Origin of the sequence: Psychrosphaera algicola (assembly GCF_028401425.1) — a bacterium.
GTDB lineage: Bacteria > Pseudomonadota > Gammaproteobacteria > Enterobacterales > Alteromonadaceae > Psychrosphaera > Psychrosphaera algicola.
The window spans coordinates 1-2,113 of sequence record NZ_JAQOMS010000003.1 but is presented as its reverse complement, the minus strand read 5'-3'; the positions used below and the strand labels follow the sequence as shown (position 1 = coordinate 2,113).

Sequence of the window (2,113 nt, the reverse complement as noted above, 5' to 3'; positions counted from 1 at the left end):
CAAACCAGCTCAAACCAGCCATAAATGCTGTTTCTTCATTAACACTCATATCTGGGCGTTCAATGCTCATTGTCGTGGTGACAACACAGCCTTTTTCAGTGTCTTCCACCACATCACTGTGCATCATCGTATCCGATAACTCGTCGTATTGACCCATGTACATCCGGAACATCGGTGCCATTTCGCTCTGATCCAGTGTCGTCCGTTCCGTCTTCGGCAGTATTCTCACTCATGCCGTCGTCTGTGCCCTCGGCATTGTTAGGTTCCATGTCGTCCTTCATTTCGTACCACATGTAGCTGCCATCCTCGGCCAGTACGCCGTACGCAATCATATGGCTGCCCATGTTTCCTTCTATGCCTTCCATGCCGTACATGTCATCGTCACGATCATCATTTACATTCGCATCGAAAACGAAGAACTGATTGCCTTCCATTTCAATTTTGCCTAAGCCGCCCATAGGATAAATCATGCCGCTCATGTCGCACGTCATGTCAGAGCTGATATCGCTAAAAGATTCTTGTCCTTTACCATGCCACAGGCCACTGATGTCACTCACCGCAATATCACACGCATCGCCTAAGCCGTTATCGTCCGCGTCTTCCTGTCCGTCGTTCATCACGGCAATACAGTTATCGTCGTAGTCCATCACGCCGTCACCGTCTAAGTCGGTGAACTGCCTTCTGTCCCACACCATATCGTCGTAATCATCAGCGTCGTCTTCGTTTAATACGCCGTCATTATCGATGTCATCATCCATATAATCTGGAATGCCGTCTTCATCAAAATCTGGCTCATCAACCATTTTGCCTATCCATGGATTATAAATATCCATGTCTTCGTCGTTCATCACGCCGTCGCCATCGATGTCACTGTCCATATAGTCTTCAATACCGTCACCGTCTGTATCTGCTTCGCCGTTGATTTCACATGCATCGCCAACGCCATTTTCGTCCACATCCAGTTGGTCTTCGTTCTTCACGACTGGGCAATTATCTTCACCGTCTAACCAACCATCTTGGTCATAGTCTTTATTTTGATAATTGAAGTCACACAAATCGCCAATACCATTACCATCTTGGTCATGTTGTTGCGGATTATAATGCTCTGGACAGTTGTCCATATCATCATCCCAGCCATCATAGTCTTTATCACTCACTGGCTTCATTGGTGCAAAGTGCATCAGCACATCGTCTTTCGCCACATCGTTAAACAACATGACTTGCTCAACACCCATACCGTCAACCACATAACCCATACGTAAGTAGGTATTTGTCATGTCATCCGTGCTTTCCAATGTGGACTCTTCAAATAGGAACATCATTTGTTCTGGCATATCAATGCCGTCTGGTAATACAAATGTATACACCGCAACATCGCCCATCATGGTCAATTCCAGTCCATTACTTACCGCTACAGGGCCCGCTTCTGCGTTCATTCCTGAATGGTATTTCACTTCGAGGTTACCACCGGCAAACGTTCCGTCGTCTGACCAAACTTCCACAAATTGATTATCGCCAAGCCACACCTGAACCGGCATATCTGTCGTTTCATTGGCATTGTTTATCACATCATCAATGCTCATCGCTGCGACTGGAAGTTGAGCACCGTTGCTACTTTCTGCGTCCAATACCCAGTCCACGATAATCACATTTTCACAGTTCAACTCTGGGAACCAGTCGGATAAACCACCGCCTGAATCACACCAGAAACGGTATTGTGCGTCGCCACTTTGATTTATCTCCGCGATAAAGCTCATGGCCCCATCACTGAACATCGGCATGCCATCACCTAGATGCCATTCGTAACTCCCTGGCGACATAATCTTCAATGCGTTGGCCCGCGATATCCAGACCTATTAAGTCTACCGTAAACGTATCTAACCCATTGCTTAAGGTTGCGGTGTCGCCATTATCGCCATAACCCACCACCATTAAGGTATTAGTATTTTCTGTAATGCCTAAGTCCGTAATGACAAACTCAACTTCAGGGTCCATTTCTTCAACCCAATCCGCTGTTTCAAAATCATAAACATAGGAGATTTCATCCACTGTGTCACTCGCATCCATTATTCGGCCATAGTCAAACCACATATGGTCGCCGTAATCTTCGCCT

General features: G+C 46.5%; 2 protein-coding genes. Both read right to left on the bottom strand.

Annotated features, from left to right (window positions below; translation table 11 throughout):
• Window positions 1-113: 113 nt before the first annotated feature.
• Window positions 114-1,820: a thrombospondin type 3 repeat-containing protein gene (locus PN838_RS25805; protein WP_272182720.1), complete on the bottom strand. Its 1,707-nt coding sequence runs from the start codon at window positions 1,818-1,820 to the stop codon at window positions 114-116.
• Window positions 1,786-2,113 (bottom strand): hypothetical protein (locus PN838_RS25800; RefSeq protein WP_272182719.1); only part of this gene is annotated, 328 nt, incomplete at its 5' end. The genes PN838_RS25800 and PN838_RS25805, both read right to left, overlap by 35 nt.